Raw genomic sequence first — 25,754 nt, 5'->3', positions numbered from 1 at the left:
TCATGACCCCGCCCGTCGTCCATTCGCTCCGCGAGCAGATCCGCGAGCACATCCTCGAAGGGATCGTCAGCGGGCGCTGGCAGCCCGGGGAGCGGATCGTGGAGCGGCGGATCGCGGTCGAGCTGGCGGTCAGCCAGACGCCCGTACGGGAAGCCCTGCGCGAGCTGGAGTCGCTCCAGCTGATCGAGTCGGCCCCGAACAAGGGCGTCCGCGTGCGGAACCTGACCGCCGACGACCTCAAGGAGAGCTACCCGGTGCGGGCCGGGCTGGAGCAGGTGGCCGCCGAGCTGGCCGCCGGGCGGCTGGCCGAGGACACCACGGCGCTGGACCGGGAGGTGGCGGCGTTGTGCGAGGCGGACCGGCACGGCGACGGCGAGGCGCAGGTGCGGCACACGGTCGCCTTCCACCGCGAGATCGTGCGCGCGGCCCGCAACGCCGTCCTGCTGCACACCTGGGAGTCGCTGGGCGTCGAGGTGTGGACCACGCTGTCCATCCGCTGGTTCAGCCCGGAGCCGCGCTCGCACGCGCGGGACCACCAGGAGATCGTGGACGCGTTCCGGCGGCGCGATCCGAGGATCGGCGACCTGCTGAAGACCCACGTCCTCAGCTGCGCCCCCCGGGTCTGAAGACCCCGGGGCCCGGCTGCGCGCCCCGGAGCTGATTCCGCAGGTCCGCAGCCTTTGCGCCTACGATTCGGAGCCGCAGACAGCCTGGCACCCCGTGCCTAGAAGGCTGGCACCCCGTGCCGACCTGCGGTTTTTCCTTCAACCTGCATTGATCGATCATCGATCAGAGGCGTATCGTCGTCGGTGGGGCGCGACCCCTGCCTGCCAAGCACTCATCGCACCTCCCTCCTTCGTCCGGAAAGGGGCCACCCATGCCCGATCCCGTACGCATGCCGTACAGCCAGCTCGACCAGGTCCCGGACCGCGACCCGGAGGAGACGGCCGAGTGGCGCGCGTCCCTGGACGCCGTCACCCGGGCGGCCGGTCCGCACCGCGCCGCCTACCTGATGCGCCGCGCCGTGGAGCACACCGGCGCCCCGGGCCTCGCGCCGCTGGAGACCGACTACATCAACACGATCCCGACCTCCGCCGAGCCCGAGTTCCCGGGCGACGAGGCGATGGAGGCCAGGATCACGGCGTGGAACCGCTGGAACGCCGCCGCCATGGTCACCCGCGGCTCCCGCCTCGGCCTCGGCGGCCACATCGCCACCTTCGCCTCGGCGGCCTGGCTCTACGAGACCGGCTTCCAGCACTTCTTCCGCGGCAAGGAAGCCGACGGTTCCGGGGACCAGCTCTACATCCAGGGCCACGCCTCCCCCGGCATCTACGCCCGCGCCTTCCTCGAAGGCCGCCTCACCGAGGACCAGCTCGACCGCTTCCGCCAGGAGGCGGCCGGTGACGGCCTGCCCTCGTACCCGCACCCGCGGCGCCTGCCCTGGCTGTGGGAGTTCCCCACCGTCTCCATGGGCCTCGGCCCGCTCTCCGCGATCTACCAGGCGCGCTTCAACCGCTACCTGGAGCACCGCGGCATCAAGGACACCTCGAACAGCCACGTGTGGGCGTTCCTGGGTGACGGCGAGATGGACGAGCCCGAGTCGACCGCCGCCCTGGCGCTGGCCGGCCGCGAGGGGCTGGACAACCTGACCTTCGTCATCAACTGCAACCTCCAGCGCCTGGACGGTCCGGTCCGCCCCAACTTCAAGATCGTGCAGGAGCTGGAGGCCCAGTTCCGCGCCGCCGGCTGGAACGTCATCAAGTCCCTGTGGGGCCGGGCCTGGGACGAGGTCTTCGCCCAGGACACCGACGGCGCGCTGCTGCGCCGCCTGCGCGAGACCCCGGACGCGCAGTTCCAGACGTACGCCACCCGCGACGCCGCCTACCTGCGCGAGCACTTCTTCGGCTCCGACCCGGCGCTCGGCCGCATCGCCCAGGGCCTGTCGGACGCCAAGCTGCTGGAGCTGTTCCAGACCTCCCGCGCGGGCCACGAGCCGCGCAAGGTGTACGCCGCGTACAAGGCCGCCCTGGAGCACAAGGGCGCGCCGACCGTCATCCTGGCGCAGACCGTCAAGGGCTACACCCTCGGCGAGGGCTTCGAGTCCCGTAACGCCAACCACCAGATGAAGAAGCTCACCGGCGAGCAGTTCCGCGCCATGCGCGACCTCCTGGAGCTGCCGATCCCGGACAGCGCGCTGGAGGCGGACGTGGTGCCGTACGCCCACCCCGGCGCCAACTCGCCCGAGATGGAGTACCTGCGCGAGCGCCGTGCCGCCCTCGGCGGTCCGGCCCCCGCCCGCAAGGTCGTCGCCAAGCCGCTGCCGATGCCCGCGGACAAGGCGTTCGACGCCCTGAAGAAGGGCTCCGGCTCCCAGGAGATCGCCACCACCATGGCGTTCGTCCGCCTGGTCAAGGACCTGATGCGGGACAAGGAGACCGGCAAGCGCTGGGTGCCGGTCGTGCCCGACGAGGCCCGTACGTTCGGCATGGAGTCGCTGTTCCCGTCCGCCGGGCTCTACTCCCCCGTCGGTCAGACCTACGACCCGGTCGACCGCGACCAGCTCCTGTACTACAAGGAAGCCAAGGACGGCCAGATCCTCAACGAGGGCATCACGGAGGCCGGTTCGCTGGCCGACTTCACCGCGGCGGCGACCTCGTACGCCACCCACGGCGAGCCGATGATCCCGTTCTACATCTTCTACTCGATGTTCGGCTGGCAGCGCACCGCCGACCAGTTCTGGGCGCTCGCCGACCAGCTGGGCCGCGGCTTCGTCATCGGCGCCACGGCCGGCCGTACGACGATGACCGGTGAGGGCCTCCAGCACGCGGACGGCCACTCGCACCTGATCGCCTCCACCAACCCGGCGGCGCTCTCCTACGACCCGGCGTTCGCCTACGAGGTCGCGGTGATCGTCAAGGAGGGTCTGCGCCGGATGTACGGCCCGGACGCGGAGGACATCTTCTACTACCTGACGGTCTACAACGAGACCAAGGTGCAGCCCGCCATGCCGGCGGGCGAGGGCATCGAGGAAGGCATCCTCAAGGGCCTCTACCGCTTCAAGGAGGCCGAGCCCGCCGCTGCCGACGCCCCCCGCCTCCAGCTGCTGGCCTCCGGCACCGCCATCCACTGGATCCTGGAGGCCCAGGAGATCCTGGCCCGCGACTGGGGCGTGGCGGCGGACGTCTGGTCGGCGCCGTCCTGGACGGAGCTGCGCCGCGACGCCCTGGAGTGCGACGCCGCCCGCCTGGAGGGCGAGGACAGGGTCCCGTACGTGACCCGCGCGCTGGCCGGCGCCCCCGGCCCGGTCGTCGCGGTCAGCGACTGGATGCGGGCCGTACCCGACCAGATCGCCCCGTGGGTCGAGCAGGACTGGACCTCTGTCGGCACCGACGGCTTCGGCCTCTCCGACACCCGTGAGGCGGCCCGCCGCCACTTCGGCGTGGACGCGCAGTCGGTCGTGGTGCAGGCGCTGGCCGCGCTGGCCCGCCGCGGCGACGTGAAGGCGGAGACGGTCAAGGAGGCCAAGGAGCGGTACGGCCTGTAGACCGCCGTGGACGCGGCGGGCCGCCCGCCGCGTCCCCCCGGCGCCGACTCCGGCCGGCGCCCCCCTGCTCCCGTGCGGAGACCACCTCAACCGCGCCCGGGGTCTCCGCACGGGATTTTCGTCGCGTACGGGAAGCGCGCCGGGGCGCAGCGCCGCACGGCATGATGCAGCCATGCGTGCTGCCCGGCTGATCAGAATGGTGCTGCTGCTCCAGTCCCGTCCGTCGATGACCGCCGCCGAGCTGGCGCGGGAGCTGGAGGTGTCGGAGCGTACGGTCGCCCGCGACGTGCTCTCCCTCTCCGAGGCCGGGGTGCCCGTCTACGCGGACCGCGGACGGGCCGGCGGCTACCGCCTCATCGGCGGTTACCGCACCCGGCTGACCGGACTCGGCCGCAGCGAGGCGGAGGCCCTGTTCCTGTCCGGCGTGCCCGCCGCGCTGCGCGACATGGGACTCGCGGACGCCGCGTCCGCCGCCCGGCTGAAGGTCTCCGCCGCGCTGCTGCCCGAGCTGCGGGACGCCGCGGACGGCGCCGCCCAGCGCTTCCACCTCGACGCGCCCGCCTGGTACCGCGAACCGGCCACCCCGGAACTGCTGCCCGCCATCGCGGACGCGGTCTGGGACGACCGGCGTGTGGCCGCCCGCTACCGCCGCAAGGACACCGAGGTGGCACGGGAGTTGGAGCCGTACGGGCTCGTCCTCAAGGCGGGCGTCTGGTACCTCGCGGCACGGGCCGGCGCGGACGTGCGGGTCTACCGCATCGACCGCTTCACGGCCGTCACCCTCCTCGACGACCGCTTCACCCGGGACCCGGACTTCGACCTGCCCGCCTTCTGGGCGGAGCGGGCCGCCCAGTTCGCCCGCTCCCTCCTGCGCGACGAGGTGGTCGTACGGCTGACGCCCGCGGGCGCCCGGCAGCTGCGGCACGTGACCGACCGGGCCGCCGCCGAGGAGGCGGTGGGGCGGGCGGAGCAGGCGGGCGGGCCCGACGACCAGGGCCGGCTCACCGTCACCCTGCCCGTCGAGTCCCTGGATGTCGCCTACGGCCAGCTGCTCGGCCTCGGCCCGGAGGCGGAAGTACTGGCGCCGCCGGAACTGCGGGAACGGTTCGCCGCGGCGGCGGGGCGTATGTATGCGCTCTACGGGCGGATGTGAGGTACGGCGGCTGTGAGGTGACGGACGTGAGGTGCGGCGGCCGGTGACGGTCTCCCGGTGCCGTGCCTGTGCCCAGTGCCGCTACCAGTGCTCGGTGCCTGTGCCGGTGCCGCTACCGGTATCCGGTGGTGTCCGCCGGCTTGCCCTTCTGCTCGACCTCGGTGATGTAGCGCCAGGCGTCCGGCGCCGAACCGTCCACGTCCGTGAAGCCGTACTCCTTCGCCAGCCCGCCGCTGGACAGCGCCTGCCCGTTGAAGCGCGCGACATCCGGATCGGTGGCCAGCGCCGCCACCGCCCGCCCCACGAACACCGGCGTCTCGGAGATCGCGAAGTGCGGGTTCTGCTCACAGCCCGCCCGCCAGTTCTCCTCGGTGACCTTGAAGTACGTGTCCAGCATGGCTTCCGACCGCAGCCAGCCCGGTGTCACGCACACCGCCGTGCACCCGTACTCGGGCAGCTCCTCGGCGAGCCCCTTCGCCATCCTGATGGGCGCGCTCTTGGCCAGGTCGTAGTAGAAGGGCTCCCGGTAGCGCCGGTTGGACTCGGCCGTGCCGTCCGTCACCTCCACCACCAGCCCGCCGGGCCGGCGGATCAGCAGCGGCAGCGCGAACCTGCTGGTCACGATGTGGCTCTCCACCCCCAGCCGCAGCACGCGCAGCCCCTTCGCCAGGTCGTGCTCCCACATCTTCCTGCCCCACTCGACATGCACATCACCTCCCCACAGGTCGTTGACGAGGATGTCCAGCCGCCCCTGCTCGCGGTCGATGCGCTCGGTCAGCGCCCGGACCGCGTCCGAGTCCAGGTGGTCCGTCGGTACGGCGATACCGGTACCGCATCCGGGGGCGGTGCCGGCCTCGGCCCCGGTACCGGAACCGGCCTCGGTACCAGTACCGGGCTCGGTCCCGGCCAAGGCTTTCCGGGCCGCCTCGCCCGCCGCCGTCACCAGCTCGGCGGTCTCCTCGATCGTCTCGGTCGGACGGCCGACCTCGCTGGTGTGCTCGCGGGTCGTACGGCCGGTGACGTAGACCGTGGCACCCGCCCGGCCCAGCTCCACCGCCATCGCCCGGCCCGCGCCCCGGGTGGCACCGGCGACCAGGGCGACCTTCCCGGCCAGCCGGCCCGGTGTGTCCGTCGCCGCGTCCGTCCTCGTGTCCGCCGTCGCTTCGGAGGTGCCCGTCGCCGATTCGGTCATGATTCGTTTCCCTTCACGCATGGGACGACCGTCGCGCGGAAACCCGACACCTTGTGTCCGCATTACCCGAAGGAATGTGTGTGCATAACGACACCGTCGCATCTGGGGTAGTCCGCGTGCGGCGCCGCGCGGCAGGAACGATGCTGGACCCGTGATGGACGAGACGGAGTTCTGGCAGCTGATCGACAGCTCCCGCGAGGTCGCCGAGGGCGACCCGGAGGAGCAGGCGGACGCGCTCGTCGAACGGCTGGTGACCCTCGACCCGGACTCCGTGGTGGACTTCGCCCGGCACTTCGAGTCCCGCTACAACCGCGCGTACCGCTGGGACCTGTGGGCCGCGGCCGCCCTGCTGCTGGGCGGCGCCGGCGACGACGCCTTCGACTGCTTCCGCTGCTGGCTGATCGGCCAGGGCCGGGAGGTCTTCGAGGGGGCGCTGCACGATCCGGACAACCTCGCCGGCCTGCTGGACGCGTTCGACGACGAGGTGGACGGCGACGCGGAGGAACTGGGCTACGCGGCGGACGAGGCGTACGAGCAGCTGACCGGCGCCGAGACGCCGGACCTCGGGCTCCCCGACCCGCCGGCCGAACCGCTGGGCAGCTACCTCGACATGGACGACGACCGCGTCCTGGCAGAACGCTTCCCCCGCCTCTGGGACCGCTTCGGCACCTGACGCCCGCCACCCTCCGGAACGACCCGTCGCCTCGGACGCCCGCCACCCTCCGCAACGCCCCGTCGCCTCGGACAGCCGCCGTCCTCCGGAACAGCACGTCACATCTGACGGCCGCCGTCCCTCAGGTCAGCACCTTGCCCATCATCACGTCGTCGACGTACTCGCCCTCCAGCAGGAACTCTCCGGGCAGCACGCCCTCCACGCGAAAGCCCGCCGACTCGTAGAGCCGGCGGGCCGGGGCGTTGTGGCCCAGGACGCGCAGGGTGACGCGGCGGGCCCCCTCGTCCAGGGCCTGCGCGCAGGCCGCGTCCAGCAGGGTCCGGGCGACGCCCCGGCCGCGCGCCCAGGTGTCCACGGCCAGGCCCTGGATCTGCCGTACATGCGCGTTGCAGGGCAGCGGCGTCGGCGGCACCACCCGGATGTAGCCGGCCAGCCGGCCCGCGATCTCCGCCACGAGCAGGTCCTCGGGGCGGTGCCGCTCGTCGAAGAACCGGTCGTACGGAGGCTGCGGCCGGGGCGTCACCGCGTGCAGCGTGGACCATGTACGGCGGTCCAGCACCGCGAGCTGCTCCTCGTCGGCCAGGACGGCGGTACGCACGAACGGTTCGGACATGCGTGCCACTGTGTCATGTGTCCGCGAACGGGGGCAGTATGGCTGCCATGCGGATCGCGATCACCGGCTCGGCCGGTCTCATCGGTACGGCACTCGTCCGCTCCCTGCGCGCGGGGAGCCCCACCGGGCCGCCGGACGGCACCGGCGCACCCGAGATCGTCCGGCTCGTACGGCGCGAACCGCGCGCCGCCGACGAGGTGCGCTGGGACCCCGAGCGCCAGACGGTGGACACCGCCGGGCTCGCGGGCTGCGACGCCGTGGTGCACCTCGCGGGCGCGGGCGTCGGCGACCACCGCTGGAGCGACGCGTACAAACGCGAGATCCGGAACAGCCGGGTCCTCGGCACGGCGGCGCTCGCCGAGGCCATCGCCTCCCTGGACACCCCGCCGCGGGTCTTCGTCTGCGGCAGCGCCATCGGCTACTACGGAGACACCGGCGACCGGCGGACGGACGAGACCGCGCCGCCCGGCGACGACTTCCTGGCCCGGCTCTGCGTCGACTGGGAGGAGGCCGCCGCACCGGCCGCCGAAGCCGGCATCCGTACGGTCTTCGCCCGCACCGGGCTGGTCGTGGGGCGCCGGGGCGGAGCCTGGGGGCGGCTGTTCCCGCTCTTCAGGCTGGGCCTGGGCGGGCGGCTGGGCAACGGCGGCCAGTACTGGAGCTTCATCTCCCTGCACGACCACATCGCCGCGCTCCGGCACCTCGTGGACACCGACGGCCTGCACGGGCCGGTCAACCTCACCGCGCCCGAGCCGGTCACCAACCGAGAGGTCACGGCGGCGATGGGCCGCGTCCTGCGCCGCCCCACCCCCTTCCCCGTACCGGCCGCGGCCCTGCGGATCGCCCTGGGCGAGTTCGCCGACAACGTCCTGGCCAGCCAACGCGTCATCCCCCAGCGCCTCCTGGACTCCGGCTTCACCTTCACCCACCCGAAGGTCGACGAGGCGATCCGCGCAGCACTCAGCTCCTGACTCCCGTGCCGGGGCACGGCCGCCACGGAAACGGCCGCACCCCGCGCCGGAGGCGGGCGCCGCCGTACCCGGTGTGCCCACCTCCGTCGCGAGACCACCCCGCGGCGAAACCACCCGCGGCGAGACCGTCCCCATGGCGAGATCGCACCCCGTGCCACCTCACCCACCGCCGTGGGCGACCACGGCTCCGCGCCCCCCACGGACGGCGGTCCGCGGCACTGCGTGCCGCACCGTGCACCCGTGCGCGGTCTACGCGCGATCCCTCCGGCCGCACCCCCGTTCTTAAGGTTCCAACCTCACGAACTCGGCATCCCGCGCGCCGGTACGGGGCAGGAGCCCCTTAGCGCCGGCACCGGGACCGACCTCGGGAGGGCACGTGCTGCGCACCGCATCGACCGTGGACGTCGTCATCGTCGGGGCCGGCCTCGCCGGTCTCGCCGCCGCCCACCACCTGACCAGCGCGGGAGCCACGGTCACCGTGCTGGAGGCCGCCCCGTACGTCGGCGGCCGGACCACCACCGAACATCTGGACGGCTTCCGGCTGGACCGCACCGGCCAACTACTCGTCACCTCGTACCCCGAACTGCGCACCACCCCCGGCCTCAATGGCCTGTCCCTGCGTCACTTCGCTCCCGGTCTGTGCCTCCACAACGGCCAGCGGGCCCAGCGTGTGGGTGCCCCCCGGAGCACAAGGGGCGCACTTTCGGCCGCGCGCGCCCTTTCGCGCGCCGAGCGACGCGCCGACCGTTCCATTGGACAGGCACTGGCGGCCCGTCCGGCCTTCCCGCCGTACATCCCCGACGGGTTCCTCCGCCCCCTCCTGTCCACCCTCCTGTGCGACCCCGGGCTCACCGGCTCCAGCCGCAGCGCCGCCCAGGCCCTGCGTGCCTTCGCCCGCGGCCGGCTGTGCCTGCCCACCGGCGGGGCCTCGGCCCTGCCCGAACTCCTCGCCGCCTCCCTCCCCCCGGGCACCGTACGCACCTCCGTACGCGCCGTGTCCGTCTCGACCACCAGCGTCGGCACCGCCGCCCACGGGCAATTCCCCTGCCGCTCCGCGCTCGTGGCCACCGGCGCGCGCGATGCGGCAGGGCTGCTCCCGGGGCTGCGGGTCCCCGATTTCCACCCGGTGACCATCGTGCACCACACCACTGACAGTCCCCCGGCCCGCGAGCCCGTGCTCTTCCTGCCGGCCGAAGGCCCGGTCGCGCACACCTACGTCGCCAGCGAGGCCGATCCCTCCCGCGCCCCGGCGGGCCGTGCCCTGGTCACCACGACCGTGCTGGGCTCCCCGGCCACCCTGCCCACCCGCGCCCTGGACAAGACCGTCCGCCCCCAACTCGACCGGATCTACGGCACGTCCACCGACGCCTGGGAGCTGCTGGCCGTCCACCACGACCCGGAAGCGGTTCCGGCCATGCCCGTACCGGACGATCCGCAGCGGTCCGTCCGGCTGCTGGCCGGGCTGTACGTGTGCGGCGACCACCGGGACACCGGCACCGTCCAGGGCGCCCTGCGCTCCGGCCGCCGCGCCGCCCGTGCCGCCCTCGACGACCTGCGGCTGCCCCCGTTCCGCGAACCCTGCGAACTCTCCGCCGCGGCCTGACCCCCGACCGGGCGGAACCGGGCACGACCCGGCGCACAACGGGGCGGGGCCGCGCATCCGCGCTCCCCGCCCCGCCTGCCCGCACCCGCGCCCAGGCCCACACCCGCGCCCGTGCTCGGGCCGGAAGCCGTGCCCGCACCCGGGCGCCCGCCCGTCAGGCCTTCATCGCCGCCACCCGGTCCCGGTACCCCCGCACCGCCGCCGCGTCCCGGTACGGCTCCAGCCGGCGCTCGAACTCGCGGACGTACTCATGCGCCCGTACGGACCGCATCTCGGACGCCTGGAGCGCCGCCTCCGCGCCCAGCGCGCACGCCTGCTCCAGCTCGCCCAGGCCGAGCCGCGCCGTCGCCAGCACCACCCGGCAGAACAGGCGGCTGCGCGCGAACCCGGCGCCGCGCAGTTGCAGCGAGCGCTCCGCGTGCTGCGCCGCCGCCCGGAACTGCTGGAGGTCGCGGTGGCAGTGCGCCAGCTCGTCGGCGAGCTGCGCCTCGTCGAAGAAGCGCGCCCAGTAGGGCGTGTCGTCACCGGGCCGCGCCGTCTCCAGCGCCCGCTCCGCCCGCGCGAGCGAGGCCGTGCACGCCCGTACCTCGGTCAGTACGCCGTGCCCGCGCGCCTCCGCCGAGTGCAGCAGGGCCTGTACGACGGGCGGCGCGTTGCTGCCGACTCCCTGCTGGGCGACCCGCGCCAACTGGACGGCCTCCCGCCCGTGCCCCAGGTAGACGGCCTGCCGGCTCATCGTCACCAGGACGTACGCGCCGTACGCGCGGTCCCCGGCCGCCTGCGCCAGCCGCAGCGCCTGGACGAAGTAGCGCTGGGCCAGGCCGTGCGCGGCGATGTCGTACGACGTCCAGCCGGCCAGCCGCGTCAGGTCGGCGGCGGCCGCGAACAGCCGCCGCCCGGCCGCCTCGCCGTACGTGCCGCGCAGCATCGGCTCGACCTCGTGCTCCAGGTAACGGACCAGGGCCTGGCGCGCGTGCCCGCCGCCGTACGCGTGGTCCAGCGCCCGGAACAGCTCGCCGACCGACCGCAGCGCCTTGATGTCCCCGGCGGACACCCGGTAGGCGTGCGCCCGGTCGGCGCGTTCCGCGCGCTCGGGGCGCTCCGTGCGCCCCGCCCGCTCGGCGTGGCCGGGACGCTCGTGACCGGGCCGTTCGTGCCCAGGACGCTCATTGCCCGGGCGGTCCAGCTGCCGCTGCCGGGGCACCGACACCTGCATCCGGCCCGGCGCGGGCAGCCGGCCGGCGGGCTCCGCCGCGTCACCGTGCGCGACCCGCTCGTCGGCCCGGCCGATCAGCCAGTCCCGGCTGGGCACCACCAGCCCGGCCGGGGTGAAGGCGATCTTCCGCAGCTCCGCGTGGCTGCCGGAGTCCTTGCGCCACAGCCCGCTGACGATGTCCACCGCCTCGCTCGGCGTGGCCGCGAACTCCAGCCCGGCGTACACCGGCGCACAGGCGTCCAGGCCGAGGTCCTGCGCCGACAGCCGGCGCCCCAGTCTGCGCGTGAAGACCTCGGCGATCAGGGCGGGGGTGGTGCCTCTGGGCTGCTGTCCGCGCAGCCAGCGCGTGACCGACGTCTTGTCGTACCGGAGGTCGAGCCCGTGCTCCAGGCCGAGCTGGTCGACCCGGCGGGCCAGCCCGGCATTGGAAAATCCCGCCTCCGCGATGAGTGCGGCGAGCTGTCGGTTGGGCGTGCGCTGTGGGGGTCGGTCCGTCATCAGCTTTACCGGTCTCCTGCCTTCCGGGCCGAGCTGCCCGGGTTCGGCGGACCCTGACCGGCGCTGCTCCCTGCCCTCGTGGAACGGCGTGAATGTAACGGCCGCGGACGGCTTTCTCGCCGCCTTCGCCACGCGTTCATCCGATCGTGTGAGCAGGGCTCGTACTGTCCTCCACGCCTCCGCGGGCAGCCTCCGCCCGGCCCCGTACGGGCGGCCCCCGGAGCGTCCCCGGGGCTCCCGGGGCACGGCCGCGCGCCCGCGCGCCGGGCCCCCGCACCGGGCGCCTGCGGGCCCCGTCCGCCCCCGCCGTACAGTTGGCGTGGGCGCAAAGAACGCAACAAAGTTCGAAGAGGAGCTGCCGTGACTGCGATCTCTCGGGGGGACACCCCCGCACCCGAGGGGCTGCGCTTTGTCCAGCTGGGCTTCGGCGCCGACGCCGTCGACTACGAGGAGGCGTGGCAGGAACAGCGCAGGGTGCACGCCGCCCGGTTCGCCGACGAGGTCCCGGACACCTGCCTGCTGCTGGAGCACCTGCCCGTCTACACGGCGGGCCGGCGTACGGAGGACAGCGAGCGCCCCCTGGACGGCACCCCGGTGATCGACGTCGACCGCGGCGGGAAGATCACCTGGCACGGCCCCGGGCAGCTGGTCGGCTACCCGATCCAGAAGCTCCCGCGCCCGGTCGACGTCGTCGCCCACGTACGGCGTCTCGAAGAGGCCCTCATCCGCACCTGCGCCGCGTTCGGCCTGGAGACCACCCGGATCGAGGGCCGCAGCGGCGTCTGGGTGCTGGGCGACCCGGTCGCCGACCGCCCGTCGCTGGGCGGCCTGTCCCTCGACTTCGATCCGCGGACGGCCGACGAGGAGTTCGACCCGCGGCTGAACGGCCCGGAGTACGCCCCGTCCAACGCCGGCCAGCGCCGCGAGGACCGCAAACTGGCCGCGATCGGCATCCGCGTCGCCAAGGGCGTCACGATGCACGGCTTCTCGCTCAACGTGAACCCGGACAACACCTCGTTCGACAAGATCGTCCCCTGCGGCATCCGGGACGCCGGGGTGACCTCCCTGGCGGGCGAACTCGGCCGGGACATCACCATCGCCGACGTCCTGCCCGTCGTCCAGGAGCACCTGCGCGACGTGCTGGAGAACGCCGTGCTGCTCCCCCGGGCGGTCTGAACCGGCCAGGGACCGGACGCCTGAACCGGCCGTTCCCCGGACGGCCCGGACCGGTCCGCGGACCGGCCGCGCCGCCTCCGGACCGGCCGGAACCGACCGCGAGGAATGCCCCCCTGCCATACGGGGTTGGCCTGCACGTAAAGACGTGCGAATTGACGGGCGTACCCTGGTGTACGCCGAAGAAACGAAGTCGTAGGGAGCCGGACGTGTCCGCTGTCGCACCCGACGGACGCAAGATGCTGCGCCTGGAGGTCCGGAACAGCCAGACCCCCATCGAGCGCAAGCCCGAGTGGATCAAGACCCGGGCGAAAATGGGCCCCGAGTACAACCACCTGCAGGGCCTGGTCAAGAAGGAGGGCCTGCACACGGTCTGCCAGGAGGCGGGCTGTCCCAACATCTACGAATGCTGGGAGGACCGCGAGGCGACCTTCCTGATCGGTGGCGACCAGTGCACCCGGCGCTGCGACTTCTGCCAGATCGACACGGGCAAGCCGCAGGAACTGGACCGCGACGAGCCGCGCCGGGTGGCCGAATCCGTCCGGACCATGGAGCTGAAGTACGCCACGATCACCGGCGTCGCCCGTGACGACCTGGAGGACGGCGGCGCGTGGCTGTACGCGGAAACCGTCCGCCAGATCCACGCAGCGATGCCCGGCACCGGCGTCGAGCTGCTCATCCCCGACTTCAACGCGGTCCCCGAGCAACTCGCCGAGGTCTTCTCCTCGCGCCCCGAGGTGCTCGCGCACAACGTCGAGACGGTGCCGCGCATCTTCAAGCGCATCCGCCCCGGCTTCCGCTACGAGCGCTCCCTCGAAGTCATCACCAAGGCCCGCGAGGCCGGCCTGGTCACCAAGTCCAACCTCATCCTGGGCATGGGCGAGGAGCGCGCGGAGATCAGCCAGGCCCTCCAGGACCTGCACGACGCGGGCTGCGAGCTGATCACGATCACGCAGTACCTGCGCCCGTCGGTGCGGCACCACCCCATCGAGCGCTGGGTCAAGCCCGCCGAGTTCGTGGAGCTGAAGGAGGAGGCCGAGGAGATCGGCTACGCCGGTGTCATGTCCGGCCCGCTGGTCCGCTCCTCCTACCGCGCCGGCCGCCTCTACCAGCAGGCGATCGAGCGCCGCCAGGTCGAGGAGTCGGCCCGGGCCGTCTGACCCGATGACCTGTATGGGGCACTGCTGACCCTTGGGTCGGAATGTGAGACCCGGCACATGCTGCGACGACGCGGCCCGCACCACCCCAGGCAGGGGCGGTGCGGGCCGCGTCAAGGTTTCATCGGTGTTTGACCGCCGGGTCATCAGTTGGTAACACCGATCCGTGACGATGGTTTCACGCACCGCATCCACCATTCCTCCAGAAGGGGAACCCGTCATGCAGGCCGCGCCCGCTCGCGCCACCGCCGCTCTCCCCATCCCGTCGGTCACCGACGCCCTGCGCGCCGTGGAGTCCGTGCTGATGCGCGGCGGCCAGCGCACCGCCCGCCGGAACGCGTGGACCTCGGTGCTGGAGGACCGCCGCCGCGCCAGGGACCGGCGGGAGGCCCAGCACGTACTGGAGGCCGCGGCGACCGAGGGTCCGAACGCCACGTAAACTGCGCCCCATGGCGAGGAAGGCAAAAGCAGACAGCGCTGAGGGCGCTGCGAACCCCGGGCGACTGAAGCAGATCGCCCAGACCTACAAGATGACCCGTCGGGTCGACCCGAAGGTCGGTCTTGTCGTCGCCGGCGTGGGCATCGTCGTTTTCGGCGTTCTCCTCGTCCTCGGCTTCCTGATCGGCCACCCCGTCTACCTGGGCATCCTGGGCTTCGTCCTGGCCTTCCTCGCGATGGCGATCATCTTCGGCCGGCGCGCCGAGCGGGCCGCCTTCGGTCAGATGGAGGGCCAGCCCGGCGCGGCGGCGGCCGTACTGGACAACGTGGGCCGCGGCTGGACCGTCACCCCGGCGGTCGCGATGAACCGCCAGCAGGACGTCGTGCACCGCGCCGTCGGCAAGGCGGGGATCGTCCTCGTCGGCGAGGGCAACCCGAACCGCGTACGCGGCCTGCTGGCCGCCGAGAAGAAGCGGATGGCCCGGATCGTCGCGGACGCCCCGGTCCACGACTTCGTGGTCGGCGACGGCGAGGGCGAGGTCCCGCTGAAGAAGATCCGCACCACCCTGCTCAAGCTGCCGCGCACGCTGCCCGGCCCCCAGGTGACGGCCGTCAACGACCGGCTGCGCGCTCTCGGCGACCTGATGAGCAACATGCCGGTCCCGAAGGGGCCGATGCCCAAGGGCATGCGCATGCCGAAGGGCGGCGGCGGCAAGATGCGCTGAGCCGCGCCCGCGGACACCGCGGAGCACGGCTCACCTCACCGGAACGGCCGAGGGGCCCGGGACCTTTGTGGTCCCGGGCCCCTCGGGGTTTGTGGGGTGGCCGGGGGCGAACCGGTGCTGACCGGGGCTCGGCGTCCCGCGTGCGTGCGGGGCGGCGTCCGGGCATCCGTACGGGCCGGTGTCCGTACGCACGCCGTCGCTCCGTACGTATACGAAATCCGCGCGCGCCTCACCTCAGGCGCCCGGCCGGAGCGTACGGCCCGCCGGAACGTACCGGCCGCATGGACCGCATCCATCGAGACTCCTGCGGAGTCCCGGGGCATCCGCCCCCGCCCGGTCTCCTACGGAGTCCCGACAGCTCAGATCCGCACCTGCACGGCGCGGGCGAGGCGGTCGTGGAGGCCGCGGCCGTCGCGGTCCCAGATCACCGCCGGGATGACCACGATCAGCGCGACCGTACGCAGGACGACGCGCGGCAGCGACAGCCGGCCACCGCCCTCGGCGACGACCCGCAGGCCCAGCAGCCGCTTGCCCGGCGTGAAGCCCACCGTGCCGACCGTGAGCACGCTCAGCACCGCGAAGACGGCCAGCGCCCAGTTGCTCGTCGCGTTCGCCCGGCCGTCGCTGAGCAGCCCGTACGCGATGAGCATGCACAGCGCCCAGTCGATGAAGAGGGCGGCGAAGCGCCGGCCCGGGCGCGCGACCGAGCCCGGCCCTTCCTCGGGCAGCCCGAGCTGCTGCCCGCGGTAGCCGAACTCGACGCCCATGTCCTCGGCTGCCGCACGGGGCCCGGAGATCCACGATCCGATTGCTTGCCTGTTGTCCACCCGTCCACGGTACTGCGACCGCATACGTTCCCCCCTTCGCGGGGCACGGCCGGGAGCCGCCGGGGCCGCGCAGGGGCCGCCGCGCCGGGACCGCCGCGCACCGGTCCCGTCCGGGCTACGACCGTACGGGCGCAGCCCGCCCCCGAGCCCTGCCCCGACACCGCCCCGGGGTGCCCCGATCTCGCCGTGGGCCCGCCACGGCCCCGCCGCGGCCCCGCCACGGCCTCGGCCCGGCCCCGCCCCACTCCCCCGGAATGATCAATTCCACCGCCCCTTCCCCCGTACATCACCCCCCGAAATAGGCCGCGCGGCGGTTAACCTCGGCGAAACAAATGGGTCATGCTTGGGAAATCCCGCCTGCCTATGGTCGGGCAAGCGCGCCACCGCACATGACGCGCTCCGAGTAGCAACCCCGTGTACGCCGATCGTCGGTGACCGGGCTAGGAGGAGTTGGATGTTCCAGAACGCCGACGAGGCCAAGAAGTTCATCGCGGACGAGGACGTCAAGTTCGTCGACGTCCGGTTCTGCGACCTGCCCGGTGTGATGCAGCACTTCACCGTGCCGGCGGAGGCGTTCGACCCGGCCGAGGAGCTGGCCTTCGACGGCTCCTCGATCCGCGGCTTCCAGGCCATCCACGAGTCCGACATGGCCCTGCGCGCCGACCTCTCCACCGCCCGCGTGGACCCGTTCCGCCGCGACAAGACCCTCAACGTCAACTTCTTCATCCACGACCCGATCACCGGCGAGCAGTACAGCCGTGACCCGCGCAACGTGGCGAAGAAGGCCGAGGCGTACCTGGCCTCCACCGGCATCGCCGACACCGCGTTCTTCGGCCCGGAGGCCGAGTTCTACGTGTTCGACTCGGTCCGCTTCGAGACCTCCGCCAACCGCTCGGTGTACGAGATCGACTCCGAGGCCGGCGCCTGGAACACCGGTTCCGAGGTCAACAACCGCGGCTACAAGGTCCGCTACAAGGGCGGTTACTTCCCGGCTCCCCCGGTCGACCACTTCGCCGATCTGCGCGCCGAGATCTCCCTGGAGCTCGACCGCGCCGGCCTGAAGGTCGAGCGCCAGCACCACGAGGTCGGCACCGCCGGCCAGGCCGAGATCAACTACAAGTTCAACACCCTCCTGGCCGCCGCCGACGACCTGATGCTGTTCAAGTACATCGTCAAGAACGTCGCCTGGCGCAACGGCAAGACCGCCACCTTCATGCCCAAGCCGATCTTCGGCGACAACGGCTCCGGCATGCACGTCCACCAGTCCCTGTGGGCCGGCGGCGAGCCCCTCTTCTACGACGAGCAGGGCTACGCGGGCCTCTCGGACACCGCCCGCTACTACATCGGCGGCATCCTCAAGCACGCCCCGTCGCTGCTCGCCTTCACCAACCCGACGGTGAACTCCTACCACCGCCTGGTCCCCGGCTTCGAGGCCCCGGTCAACCTGGTCTACTCGCAGCGCAACCGCTCCGCCGCGATGCGCATCCCGATCACCGGCTCCAACCCGAAGGCCAAGCGCGTCGAGTTCCGCGCCCCGGACCCGTCCTCCAACCCGTACCTGGCCTTCTCCGCCCTCCTCCTCGCGGGCCTGGACGGCGTCAAGAACAAGATCGAGCCCGCCGAGCCGATCGACAAGGACCTCTACGAGCTGGCCCCCGAGGAACACGCCAACGTCGCCCAGGTCCCCACCTCCCTCCCGGCCGTCCTCGACGCCCTGGAAGCCGACAACGAGTACCTCCAGCAGGGCGGCGTCTTCACCTCCGACCTCATCGAAACCTGGATCGACTACAAGCGCACCGCCGAAATCGCCCCCATCCAGCTCCGCCCTCACCCGCACGAGTTCGAGCTGTACTTCGACATCTAAGATCGCCGCAGATCAGAGCCAACTCTCGCTCTCCTGGGCCAACTGTCCGCCGGCCGTGCTCTTCCCCATCGGAAGGCACGGCCGTCGGCTGTTTTTCAGTGGTTGCGCTCCGGCTGCGGCCATCGCTCCCCCGTTGTGCCCGCCGTCCTCTCAGCGATAGCCCTTGTTACAGGAATCTCAGCTCGGGTCAGCTGGTGACGGAAGGCGAAGCCAGGCAGTGCGGCGCGAGCGGTGATTGTCTCGGCCAGTGCAGTTGCGTACTTACCTTCGCAGGCGACTTCCGTCTCGCTTCGAACACGGGTGTCGTCTGTGTATACGTTGCAGGCGTGTTCTTCGCATCGCTGAGCCATCTACGTTCGCGGGCGGTGTTTCGCGGCGGTCGATGCGTCAGGAGCGGGCTGTAGGGCAGTAGGCGAGAGCGGCGGCCAGGCCCAGAGCAACAAGCGGCGGGGACGAGGCCGTCGGGGTACCCGCAAGCACCGGTCAGGGGCAAGCCCGCCGGAGGCGGTGAACTCCGCTCAGTGAGGATGTTGTCGGCCCTGGCCTTCACGCTGCCGCACTGCAGCGCATAATTGGGCCGTATGGCCGTGTTCGGTACATTCAGTAAAACGATCGGTCCGGACAACGGTGACCGAATCGTGGGCGCGTTCGCGGCAATTCAGCCAGATGCACATGCCCTTGCCTATCCAGGCGACAGACGGGCTCGTGCGCGGCCCAGCGGGTCCAGACATGGCCACACATCGACGGGCATAGCTTTCCATAACATTCATCGCCAGAGGCGAAGAAATTCACCCACTCTACTCAGCAAAGACATACTTCGTGAGCGCGGATCGAAGCTCCCGCTGATCTCCTGCTGCAGCGCACCAGTCGAGGAACATCACCTGTTCCGACGCTCCTCCGGGGGCAGCTTCGGGTGGCTGGCGTCGACGGTGGTCGTAAGTTCGTGCGATTCAGGGGTGGTGGTTGCGTGTGCTGCGGCTTTCGGGTCTCTGTGGGGTCGATGCCGGGAAGTGAGGTGTCTCCCGAATCATACGTACTTACGGTCTGTCAAGACGGTGGGTAAGTGGTGGGTGGGGTGGGTAGTGCTGTGGCCGCTGGGCGGGTGGCGTGGGGAGTTGGTGATGGCCGGCTTGCTTGCGTGGCGGGGGGGCTCGTCCCGTGGAGTGGAGAGACGGACGAGGAAGGGGTGGGTCGTGGTGGGGCAGCCGTTTGAATTGCCGGGGTTTTATTTGCCTTATCCGGCGCGGTTGAATGGGCATGTGGAGGAGGCTCGGGAGCATTCCAAGGAGTGGGCTCGGGGGATGGGGATGTTGGAGGGGTCGGGGATTTGGGAGGAGGGGGATCTGGATGCGCACGATTACGCGTTGTTGTGCGCGTATACGCATCCGGACTGTTCGGCGGACGTGCTGTCGCTGGTGACGGACTGGTATGTGTGGGTGTTCTTCTTCGACGATCATTTCCTGGAGGCGTTCAAGCGGACGCAGGACCGGGTCGGCGGGAAGGCCTACCTGGACCGGCTGCCGTTGTTCATGCCGATGGATCTGGATACGCCGGTGCCGGCGGCCACCAACCCGGTGGAGGCGGGGCTCGCGGATCTGTGGGCGCGTACGGTGCCTTCGATGTCGGAAGGGTGGCGGGCGCGGTTCCGGGAGAATACGGAGCACCTGCTGAACGAGTCGCTGTGGGAGCTGTCGAACATCAACGCGGGGCGGTTGCCCAACCCCGTCGAGTACATCGAGATGCGGCGGAAAGTGGGGGGCGCGCCCTGGTCGGCGGGGCTGGTGGAGTTCGCGGCGGGGGCCGAGGTGCCGGCGGCGGTGGCCGGGTCGCGGCCGTTGCGGGTGCTCAGGGACACATTCGCGGACGGGGTGCACCTGCGGAACGACCTGTTCTCGTACCAGCGGGAGACTGAGGATGAGGGGGAACTCAGTAATGGAGTGCTGGTGCTGGAGAACTTCCTGGGGTGTTCGACTCAGGAGGCGGCGGATGCCGTCAACGATCTGATCACCTCGCGGGTGCAGCAGTTCGAGAACACGGTGGTGACAGAGCTGCCGGTGCTGTTCGCGGAGAAGGGGCTCAGTCCGCAGGAGTGCGCGGATGTACTGGCTTATGCCAAGGGGCTGCAGGACTGGCAGTCGGGTGGGCACGAGTGGCACATGCGGTCGAGCCGGTACATGAACGGGGGCGGGGCCGGAAAGGCGGCGGGGACGGCGGAAACCTGGTCGCCGTTTGTGTTCGGAGGGCTGGGGACTTCGGGCTTCGATGCACGGCGGGCCGTCGCGGTCACCGGCGCCAAGCGGATGCGGAACTTCACGCATGTGCCGTTTCAGAAGGTCGGGCCTTCGCAACTGCCGGACTTCTCCATGCCGTTCCCGACGACGCTCAGTCCGCATCTGGACGGGGCCCGGGTGAACGCGGTGGAGTGGGCGCGGCGGATGGGGATGTTGCGACCGCAGGCAGGGGTGCCGCTGTCGGACATCTGGAGTGCCGAAAAGGTGGCGGATTACGACTTTCCGCTGTGTGCTGCCGGACTGCATCCCGAGGCGACGCCGGAGGAACTGGATCTGGGGTCGCAGTGGCTCACCTGGGGTACGTACGGGGACGACTACTATCCCGCGGTGTTCGGGGCGGTACGGGACCTGGCCGGGGCGAAGGCGTGCAATGCACGGCTTTCGCTGTTCATGCCGGTGGAGGACGGTGAAACTGCACCGGAGCCGGCGAATGCGATCGAGCGCGGGCTGGCGGATCTCTGGGGCCGTACGACGCAGTCGATGGATGCCGCGGCGCGGCAGATGTTCCGGGACAGCGTCGAGGTGATGACGGCCGGGTGGATCTGGGAGCTGGAGAACCAGGCGCTGCACCACATTCCCGACCCGGTGGATTACATCGAGATGCGGCGGGCGACGTTCGGCTCCGACATGACGATGAGCCTGAGCCGTATCGGGCATGGGCGACGGGTTCCGGAGGAGATCTACCGCAGTGGTCCGATGCGTTCGCTGGAGAACGCCGCTGTCGACTACGCGACGCTGCTGAACGACGTGTTCTCGTACCAGAAGGAGATCGAGTACGAGGGGGAGGTGCACAACGGGGTCCTGGTCGTGCAGAACTTCTTCGACTGCGATTACCCGACGGCACTGGCCATCGTCCACGATCTCATGACGTCGCGTATGCGGGAGTTCCAGCACGTGGCGGCGAATGAGCTGCCGGTGCTGTACGACGACTTCGACCTGTCGGAAGAGGCGCGGGCGCTGCTGGACGGGTATGTGAAGGAGCTGGAGAACTGGATGGCCGGGATTCTCACCTGGCACCGGGGGTGCCGGCGGTACCGCGAGGAGGACCTGCGGCGTCATAAGGGGGTCGCGGGTGCGCCGGTGGCATCCGGGGCCGGTGTGGGGACTGCGGTCTCTGCGAAGTCTGTGACCTCTGCGGGTTCTGCGAACTCTGCGGGGCTTGGCCGGTGGAGTGGTGGGCCCACCGGGCTGGGGACTTCGGCGGCTCGGGTCGTGCCGGGGACGGCGGGAGCGTCGAGAACGGTACGGACGTCGGGGGCCTCGGAGACGTCGCGTACCGCTGGAGTGGCTCGACGGTCGCGGTGAGGGCGAGCCGGCAGTGACAGTTCAGGGCAATGGGATGAAGGGTGTGGTGCGGATGCGGTTGATGCGAAGGGCTGTTTCGGGGGTCGGGGCGGTCGCGTTGGCTCTCGGGGGTGTGCTGGCCGCGGGGCCGCCCGCGGTGGCGGCCGGGAAATGGTGCAACCACTCCGTTTGCATCGAGACGTACGACACCGGCACGTACCTCGGCCGGGTGGAGGTGTCGGTCGTCAACACCAATCAGCCGCACCGGATCTCCGCCCGCGTCTGGACCACGAACGGCTGGGGTGCGAACACCAAGGTCGAGGATGTCGCCGCGTTCCGTACCTATCGCGATCAGGCATATCCGCAGCGGCACTTCCCGGCCGGGACGCGGCTGTGCGCGGAAGGGTTCCGCGGGGGTGCGAGCGTGGGACTGCCGTGTGTGACGCTCACGGACTGAACGGAGTGAGGGGCACGCAGCGAAGGTGAGGGTCTCGCGTCCGCGGGCATGACGTGTGGCCCCTCCTGGGTCAGGGCCGGGAGGGGCCGCCGGGGCCGGCCGGCCGCATCGAGGACGGTGGCGGGGCCCGGTCGTCAGGTGGTCAGGTCAGGGTCGGTTGGAGTCGTCGCTCGTATTCGCGCGCAGGCGGCGGCGCGGCGCCTGCCGGTTCAGCGGGCGTTCTCAGTGATGAGGGAACGGACCAGGCGGCAGGTGGTGTTGGAGGGCGGGTGCACTCCGATACGGGCCGCGGTGGTGCGTATGGTGCGGTTGCGGGCCCGCTCCGGGGTGTAGACACCACCGTCGAGCAGGGCTATCGCCAGGCGCATGGCCTTCAGACGGCGGTTGTGGGCTTCGTACCACTCGCGCGGGAGACCGGCGGGCAGCGGCTTCTTGCCCATCGGCGTGCGGCGGACGGCCCGGCGCGCGGTGGTCTTCCCGTACGAGCGCTTTCCGTCCGAGCGTTTACCGTCCGAGGGCTGTCCGTAGGTGGTCTTCCCGTAGGTGGTGTGCTTCGCAGCGGTGGGGTTCGTGGACGGTGCGGCTACGGCCATCGGCAACCTCCTGGGTCGGCGCGGAAGCAGTCCCGGACTGCTTCCTTTCTGCCTCCGATTTTAGTGGGCACCACTGACAAAGCCCCCTGGTCAGGGAGTACTTCGGCGGGAGCCCGGGCCATGGTGCGGCAGTGCGCGTTCAGCGCGTACCGGGGCTGCCGGAGCCGTCCGGGGCGGGGGTGGGAGCGGGGGTCCGGGAGCCCTCTGGTCCGGTGGCTGCCGGGAAGGCGATGCCGCTGCTGGAACAGCGCACCGTCCACGGCTCACCGCGGCCCGCCGGCTCGTAGATGCGTACGTCGACCTGGGTGGCCGGGCGTCCACCGGGGATGTCGGCATTGGCGGCGGTGCACGCGATCTGGTGGATCGCCGCCGCCTCCATCCGGGCCACCGGCGTGGGGAGGTGGACGCTCACCGCGCCGGTCGCGGGGACGGCGGTCAGCCGGCCCGGCATCGGTGGCACCACGCTGACCAGCCCGCGCGCCCGTTCCGCGGCGGTCGGTCCGCTGACCAGCAGGTCCAGGGCTTCCTGCGGCCCGACCGGGCCGTCGGCCGGACGGGCGGCGGCGCGGATGCCGAGAGGGGAGACGAAAAAGATGCGGGCGGTGTAGGTGTCGGTGCCGGGCTGCCGGATGCCTTGCGCGGGGGCTCCTGCCTGTACGTAGCCGGTGGGGGTGATGCCGCAGCCGGTGAGGAGGAGGCCGAGGAAGGGGAGGAAGAGGAGGACGGCGGTGCACAGAGTGGTGCATGTGGTCGCGGTGGCGGGTGTGAACCTGGTGAGCGGTGTGGGGCGGGCGGGGCTCCTCATGGGCGGTCCTCGGGAGCGGGGGCAGGGGCGGGAGCGGGAGCGGGAGCACTGGGGTGGGAGCCCGGGGCCCCCGGCCCCGGGCCTGGCCCCGCCCCGCCCCCTTCAGGCCCCTCCAGCGGATCCACCGGCAGCTCCACCGTGAACACCGCTCCCCCGCCGGGCGCGTTGGCCGCGCGCAGGGTGCCTCCGTGCAGCCGTACGTTCTCCATCGCGATGGCCAGGCCCAGGCCGCTGCCGCTGGAGCGTGCCCGGGCGGCGTCGGCCTTGTAGAAGCGGTCGAAGACGTGGGGAAGGGCTTGCGGGTCGATACCGGGGCCCTGGTCCGCCACGTCGATACGCAGCCGTCCCGTCGTCGCGTACGCGGTCAGCCGTACCGGTGCGCCGCCGTGCCGCAGCGCGTTGCCGACCAGGTTGGCCACGACGACGTCGATGCGGCGCGGGTCGAAGCGGGCCCGCAGGCCCTCGGGGAGGCGGGTCTCGACCTGGTCCTGCCAGCCGCGCAGCTGGAGTGTCTTGCGGAGCGCCACGGCGACGTCGATCTCGTCGAGGTGCAGGTCGGCGGCGCCCGCGTCAAAGCGCGAGACCTCTATCAGGTCCTCCACCATGCGGGCGAGCTTGGTGGTCTCGTCGCTGATGAGACGTACCGCGTCGGCGGTGTCGGGGTCCAGCCGGGCGGCGTCCTCGTCGAGGACCTCGGTGACGGCGGACATGGCGGCCAGCGGGGTGCGCAGCTCGTGCGAGACGTCGGCGGCGAAGCGCCGGGCGTTGGCTTCCATACGGCGCAGTTCGGCGTCGTCCTTCTCCAGGGCGCGGGCCATTTCGTTGAAGGTGACGGTGAGGTCGGCGAGTTCGTCGCGGCCGGTCACCGGAAGCCGGGTGTCCAGTTCGCCGGAGGTGATGCGCTCGGCCGCCTCCCGCAGGCGGCGGACCGGCCGCAGCACGCGCCGGGCGGCGAACAGCGCGGGTACGACGGCCAGCGCGAGCGCGGGCAGGGCACCCGCCTGAGCGGCGGTGACCAGGGCGGAGATGTCGGCCTTCTCGTCGTCGAGGGCGAATTCCGCGTAGACGACGAGGCCGGAGGGCTTTCCCTTCCGGGGGCCGGCCGACGGCGTACCGGTGGGGGCGGCCCGGTCGCCTTCCCGTGCAGCGTTGTCGGCATCGCCGTCGTCATCCCGGGCGGCACTTGCGCCGGAGTCCGTCCGGCCCGGCCCGTGCCCCCCGGCCGCCGGGCCGGTGAAGTCCACCGGCATGCCGATCGCCAGCCAGGGCTGCCCGTCCCGGTCCACCCGCTGGAAGATCGGCGCGTGGTGCTCGCGTACGGCCTGGCGCAGACCGTCGGTGACCGCGCTGCCGCGCACGCGCCCCGGCGCACCCTCCCCGCTCTGCTCCGGCGCATCGCCGCCCTCCCGCCCCGGCGCACCACCGGCGCCCCGGCCCGGCGCACCCCCGTCCTCCCGCCCCGCCTCGTCCCCGCTCCACGGCCCCGGCACCACCGGCGCGTCCTTGTACTGCGCGTACGTACGCCAGTTCCGGGAGCCGCCCGCCCGGTCGAGCTGGACGACGAGGTTCTGCAGGTCCTCGCGCCGGGGCGGAAAGGGCAGGTCGGGGCCGAGCGACCCCATCTGGGCGCGCAGGTCGTGCACCGCCGTGTTCTGCGTGCGGGCCAGTATCGCCGTACGGGCCTGCCGGAACGTGAGCGCCGCGGTGATCAGCGCGCTGAGCGCGGAGACGACGAGGAAGCCGACGACGAGACGGGTACGCAGTCCGCGCAGCCGGGTGTAGGCGGCGGTCAGCCGCTCCCGGCCCCGCGTCGGCGCGGTCCCTCCCGGGGACGGCCGGGTGCTCACAGGGGGCCGAACCGGTAGCCGAACCCCCGTACCGTCTGTACGTACGTGGGCGCGCGCGAATCGTCCTCGATCTTGGCACGCAGCCGCATCACGCACGCGTCCACCAGCCGTACGTCCCCGTAGAAGCTGTGCTCCCAGACCTGTTCGAGGAGTTGCTGGCGGCTGAAGACCTGGCCGGGCGAATCGGACAGGAAGAGCAGCAGCTTCAGTTCGGAGGGGGCCAGTACGACGTCCCGGCCGTTCTTGGAGACCAGCAGCGCCGAGCGGTCGATGGTCAGTGCCCCGTACGTCTGCATGGCGGAAGCGGCGGCGGACGGGCCGGGCGGGCCGGTCTCCCGGGCACCGGCCCCGGCGCCGTCCCCCTCCCCCGGCCCCGCCACGCGCCGCAGCACCGCCCGCATCCGCGCCTGGAGCACTTCGCCGCTGGCGGGCTTGACCACGTAGTCGTCCGCGCCGGCCTCCAGCCCCACGACCATGTCGATGTCGTCGCCGCGCGCGGACAGGATGATGATCGGGATCTGCTGCGTCTCGCGGATGCGGCGGCACACCTCCAGGCCGCTCATGCCGGGCAGCATCAGGTCGAGCAGCACCAGCTCCGGCCGGAAGCGTTCCAGTGCGAGGAGCCCGGTCTCGCCGCTGGCGGCCGCCTCGACCTCGTGCCCGCGGCGGCGCAGCGCGAGGTCGACGCCTTTGCGTACGGCGGGGTCGTCCTCGATCAGCAGCACACGGGTCATGGGGCGGTGTTCTCCGAAGCGTATGGCCGGGCGGACGCTCGTCGAAAGCGTACGGCGGGGGCGGGAGCTGACCATGGTGCGCGCCGTTCGTGACGC

The 25,754-nt window shown here is 71.8% G+C and carries 21 protein-coding genes; 13 read left to right on the top strand and 8 right to left on the bottom strand.

Annotated features, from left to right (window positions below; genetic code table 11):
• Window positions 1-2 precede the first annotated feature (2 nt).
• From ACH4FX_RS14970 to ACH4FX_RS14960, 3 genes are all read left to right on the top strand, one after another.
• Window positions 3-626, top strand: a complete 624-nt coding sequence (locus ACH4FX_RS14970; RefSeq protein WP_398478834.1) for a GntR family transcriptional regulator — start codon at window positions 3-5, stop codon at window positions 624-626.
• A 251-nt stretch (window positions 627-877) separates the two neighbouring features.
• Window positions 878-3,544 (top strand): pyruvate dehydrogenase (acetyl-transferring), homodimeric type, encoded by a 2,667-nt coding sequence (aceE, locus tag ACH4FX_RS14965; RefSeq protein WP_398478832.1) that lies wholly within the window; start codon window positions 878-880, stop codon window positions 3,542-3,544.
• Window positions 3,545-3,716: 172 nt separating this feature from the next.
• The gene (locus ACH4FX_RS14960; RefSeq protein ID WP_398478831.1) at window positions 3,717-4,697 is read left to right on the top strand and encodes a helix-turn-helix transcriptional regulator; all 981 of its coding nucleotides are present in this window, start codon (window positions 3,717-3,719) and stop codon (window positions 4,695-4,697) included.
• A 112-nt stretch (window positions 4,698-4,809) separates the two neighbouring features.
• Here the strand turns inward: ACH4FX_RS14960 and ACH4FX_RS14955 are convergent, their stop codons facing one another.
• Entirely contained in the window at window positions 4,810-5,889 is a 1,080-nt protein-coding gene (locus ACH4FX_RS14955; RefSeq protein ID WP_398478829.1) for an SDR family oxidoreductase, read from the bottom strand.
• A 154-nt stretch (window positions 5,890-6,043) separates the two neighbouring features.
• Here ACH4FX_RS14955 and ACH4FX_RS14950 point away from each other — a divergent pair, with 154 nt between their 5' ends.
• Window positions 6,044-6,562: a DUF4240 domain-containing protein gene (locus ACH4FX_RS14950; protein ID WP_398479011.1), complete on the top strand. Its 519-nt coding sequence runs from the start codon at window positions 6,044-6,046 to the stop codon at window positions 6,560-6,562.
• A 121-nt stretch (window positions 6,563-6,683) separates the two neighbouring features.
• On the opposite strand, the gene ACH4FX_RS14945 is transcribed toward ACH4FX_RS14950, so the two are convergent.
• Window positions 6,684-7,175: a GNAT family N-acetyltransferase gene (locus tag ACH4FX_RS14945; protein ID WP_398478827.1), complete on the bottom strand. Its 492-nt coding sequence runs from the start codon at window positions 7,173-7,175 to the stop codon at window positions 6,684-6,686.
• A 47-nt stretch (window positions 7,176-7,222) separates the two neighbouring features.
• On the opposite strand from ACH4FX_RS14945, the gene ACH4FX_RS14940 reads away from it, so the two are divergent.
• Together ACH4FX_RS14940 and ACH4FX_RS14935 are read left to right on the top strand one after the other, a co-directional pair.
• Window positions 7,223-8,146: a TIGR01777 family oxidoreductase gene (locus tag ACH4FX_RS14940; RefSeq protein WP_398478825.1), complete on the top strand. Its 924-nt coding sequence runs from the start codon at window positions 7,223-7,225 to the stop codon at window positions 8,144-8,146.
• Window positions 8,147-8,522: 376 nt separating this feature from the next.
• Window positions 8,523-9,749: an FAD-dependent oxidoreductase gene (locus ACH4FX_RS14935; RefSeq protein WP_398478823.1), complete on the top strand. Its 1,227-nt coding sequence runs from the start codon at window positions 8,523-8,525 to the stop codon at window positions 9,747-9,749.
• 154 nt (window positions 9,750-9,903) lie between these two features.
• Here ACH4FX_RS14935 and ACH4FX_RS14930 read toward each other — a convergent pair whose 3' ends face one another.
• Window positions 9,904-11,463: a regulator gene (locus tag ACH4FX_RS14930; protein WP_398478821.1), complete on the bottom strand. Its 1,560-nt coding sequence runs from the start codon at window positions 11,461-11,463 to the stop codon at window positions 9,904-9,906.
• A gap of 360 nt (window positions 11,464-11,823) precedes the next feature.
• On the opposite strand from ACH4FX_RS14930, the gene lipB reads away from it, so the two are divergent.
• From lipB to ACH4FX_RS14910, 4 genes are all read left to right on the top strand, one after another.
• Window positions 11,824-12,639 (top strand): lipoyl(octanoyl) transferase LipB, encoded by an 816-nt coding sequence (lipB, locus tag ACH4FX_RS14925; protein WP_398478819.1) that lies wholly within the window; start codon window positions 11,824-11,826, stop codon window positions 12,637-12,639.
• Between the two features lie 206 nt (window positions 12,640-12,845).
• Window positions 12,846-13,796, top strand: coding sequence for a lipoyl synthase (lipA, locus tag ACH4FX_RS14920; protein ID WP_398478817.1), 951 nt, complete (start codon window positions 12,846-12,848; stop codon window positions 13,794-13,796).
• A 217-nt stretch (window positions 13,797-14,013) separates the two neighbouring features.
• Complete coding sequence (locus ACH4FX_RS14915) at window positions 14,014-14,232, top strand: hypothetical protein (RefSeq protein WP_398478815.1); 219 nt, start codon at window positions 14,014-14,016, stop codon at window positions 14,230-14,232.
• 10 nt (window positions 14,233-14,242) lie between these two features.
• Complete coding sequence (locus ACH4FX_RS14910; RefSeq protein ID WP_398478813.1) at window positions 14,243-14,956, top strand: DUF4191 domain-containing protein; 714 nt, start codon at window positions 14,243-14,245, stop codon at window positions 14,954-14,956.
• A 359-nt stretch (window positions 14,957-15,315) separates the two neighbouring features.
• On the opposite strand, the gene ACH4FX_RS14905 is transcribed toward ACH4FX_RS14910, so the two are convergent.
• On the bottom strand, window positions 15,316-15,783 hold the full coding sequence (locus ACH4FX_RS14905) for an RDD family protein (RefSeq protein WP_398478811.1): 468 nt from the start codon (window positions 15,781-15,783) through the stop codon (window positions 15,316-15,318).
• Between the two features lie 454 nt (window positions 15,784-16,237).
• Between ACH4FX_RS14905 and glnA the strand changes: the two genes are divergently transcribed.
• The 3 genes from glnA (at window position 16,238) to ACH4FX_RS14890 (ending at window position 21,679) form a co-directional block, all read left to right on the top strand.
• On the top strand, window positions 16,238-17,647 hold the full coding sequence (gene glnA / locus ACH4FX_RS14900; protein WP_398478809.1) for a type I glutamate--ammonia ligase: 1,410 nt from the start codon (window positions 16,238-16,240) through the stop codon (window positions 17,645-17,647).
• Between the two features lie 1,196 nt (window positions 17,648-18,843).
• Window positions 18,844-21,243 carry a germacradienol/geosmin synthase gene (locus tag ACH4FX_RS14895; RefSeq protein ID WP_398479009.1) on the top strand — a complete coding sequence of 800 codons (2,400 nt, stop codon included), beginning with the start codon at window positions 18,844-18,846 and terminating at the stop codon, window positions 21,241-21,243.
• 97 nt (window positions 21,244-21,340) lie between these two features.
• Window positions 21,341-21,679: a hypothetical protein gene (locus ACH4FX_RS14890; RefSeq protein WP_398478807.1), complete on the top strand. Its 339-nt coding sequence runs from the start codon at window positions 21,341-21,343 to the stop codon at window positions 21,677-21,679.
• 209 nt (window positions 21,680-21,888) lie between these two features.
• Here the strand turns inward: ACH4FX_RS14890 and ACH4FX_RS14885 are convergent, their stop codons facing one another.
• The 4 genes from ACH4FX_RS14885 to ACH4FX_RS14870 form a co-directional block, all read right to left on the bottom strand.
• The gene (locus ACH4FX_RS14885) at window positions 21,889-22,272 is read right to left on the bottom strand and encodes a hypothetical protein (RefSeq protein WP_398478805.1); all 384 of its coding nucleotides are present in this window, start codon (window positions 22,270-22,272) and stop codon (window positions 21,889-21,891) included.
• Between the two features lie 139 nt (window positions 22,273-22,411).
• Window positions 22,412-23,077, bottom strand: a complete 666-nt coding sequence (locus tag ACH4FX_RS14880) for a hypothetical protein (protein WP_398478803.1) — start codon at window positions 23,075-23,077, stop codon at window positions 22,412-22,414.
• The gene (locus ACH4FX_RS14875; protein WP_398479007.1) at window positions 23,074-24,699 is read right to left on the bottom strand and encodes a sensor histidine kinase; all 1,626 of its coding nucleotides are present in this window, start codon (window positions 24,697-24,699) and stop codon (window positions 23,074-23,076) included. The genes ACH4FX_RS14880 and ACH4FX_RS14875 overlap by 4 nt, the downstream gene beginning before the upstream one ends.
• 221 nt (window positions 24,700-24,920) lie before the next feature.
• Window positions 24,921-25,658, bottom strand: coding sequence for a response regulator (locus ACH4FX_RS14870; protein ID WP_398478801.1), 738 nt, complete (start codon window positions 25,656-25,658; stop codon window positions 24,921-24,923).
• Window positions 25,659-25,754: the final 96 nt, after the last annotated feature.

This window comes from Streptomyces sp. NPDC018019 (assembly GCF_044327805.1).
In the GTDB taxonomy this organism is placed as follows: Bacteria; Actinomycetota; Actinomycetes; order Streptomycetales; family Streptomycetaceae; genus Streptomyces.
This window is presented reverse-complemented; position numbering and strand designations above follow the sequence as displayed.

What these genes read in the sequence shown, in the direction of transcription:
- ACH4FX_RS14880 (WP_398478803.1), bottom strand. Translation starts at nt 23,077, where the DNA reads ATGAGGAGCCCCGCCCGCCCCACACCGCTCACCAGGTTCACACCCGCC.
- ACH4FX_RS14970 (WP_398478834.1), top strand. Translation starts at nt 3, where the DNA reads ATGACCCCGCCCGTCGTCCATTCGCTCCGCGAGCAGATCCGCGAGCAC.
- ACH4FX_RS14955 (WP_398478829.1), bottom strand. Translation starts at nt 5,889, where the DNA reads ATGACCGAATCGGCGACGGGCACCTCCGAAGCGACGGCGGACACGAGG.
- ACH4FX_RS14870 (WP_398478801.1), bottom strand. Translation starts at nt 25,658, where the DNA reads ATGACCCGTGTGCTGCTGATCGAGGACGACCCCGCCGTACGCAAAGGC.
- ACH4FX_RS14910 (WP_398478813.1), top strand. Translation starts at nt 14,243, where the DNA reads ATGGCGAGGAAGGCAAAAGCAGACAGCGCTGAGGGCGCTGCGAACCCC.
- ACH4FX_RS14915 (WP_398478815.1), top strand. Translation starts at nt 14,014, where the DNA reads ATGCAGGCCGCGCCCGCTCGCGCCACCGCCGCTCTCCCCATCCCGTCG.
- ACH4FX_RS14875 (WP_398479007.1), bottom strand. Translation starts at nt 24,699, where the DNA reads ATGGGGTCGCTCGGCCCCGACCTGCCCTTTCCGCCCCGGCGCGAGGAC.
- ACH4FX_RS14930 (WP_398478821.1), bottom strand. Translation starts at nt 11,463, where the DNA reads ATGACGGACCGACCCCCACAGCGCACGCCCAACCGACAGCTCGCCGCA.
- glnA (WP_398478809.1), top strand. Translation starts at nt 16,238, where the DNA reads ATGTTCCAGAACGCCGACGAGGCCAAGAAGTTCATCGCGGACGAGGAC.
- ACH4FX_RS14950 (WP_398479011.1), top strand. Translation starts at nt 6,044, where the DNA reads ATGGACGAGACGGAGTTCTGGCAGCTGATCGACAGCTCCCGCGAGGTC.
- aceE (WP_398478832.1), top strand. Translation starts at nt 878, where the DNA reads ATGCCCGATCCCGTACGCATGCCGTACAGCCAGCTCGACCAGGTCCCG.
- ACH4FX_RS14960 (WP_398478831.1), top strand. Translation starts at nt 3,717, where the DNA reads ATGCGTGCTGCCCGGCTGATCAGAATGGTGCTGCTGCTCCAGTCCCGT.
- ACH4FX_RS14945 (WP_398478827.1), bottom strand. Translation starts at nt 7,175, where the DNA reads ATGTCCGAACCGTTCGTGCGTACCGCCGTCCTGGCCGACGAGGAGCAG.
- ACH4FX_RS14940 (WP_398478825.1), top strand. Translation starts at nt 7,223, where the DNA reads ATGCGGATCGCGATCACCGGCTCGGCCGGTCTCATCGGTACGGCACTC.
- ACH4FX_RS14885 (WP_398478805.1), bottom strand. Translation starts at nt 22,272, where the DNA reads ATGGCCGTAGCCGCACCGTCCACGAACCCCACCGCTGCGAAGCACACC.